The sequence below is a fragment of the Chryseobacterium sp. SIMBA_029 genome (genome assembly GCF_046535275.1).
GTDB lineage: Bacteria > Bacteroidota > Bacteroidia > Flavobacteriales > Weeksellaceae > Chryseobacterium.
This window is the reverse complement of sequence record NZ_JAWRXA010000684.1, coordinates 1-247: the sequence shown is the minus strand read 5'-3', so window position 1 is coordinate 247 and position 247 is coordinate 1. Positions and strand designations below refer to the sequence as shown.

General features: G+C 34.8%; 1 protein-coding gene. It reads left to right on the top strand.

What is annotated here, in order from left to right; all coding sequences use genetic code 11:
- A partial coding sequence (locus SB679_RS25705) for an NAD(P)-binding domain-containing protein (RefSeq protein ID WP_410705201.1) occupies positions 1-247 on the top strand: 247 nt, incomplete at both ends.

The window sequence follows — 247 nt, the reverse complement described above, 5'->3', positions numbered from 1 at the left end:
ATTGTATCATTATCCTTTATATATGCGTTTCTTTTCAACAGCTGAGAAACTGGAAATTGATGGAGTTCCCTTTATTTCTACGGCTCCAAAACCTGGAAGACAGGACGCCCTGGAGTATTATCAGGGAATTGCCCGACAAAAGAATTTGAATATTCATTTGTATGAGAAAGTTTTGCATGTTTCTAAAAACAATGACCTCTTTGAAATTGAAACTACAAAAGGAAATTATAAGGCCAAAAATGTAGTG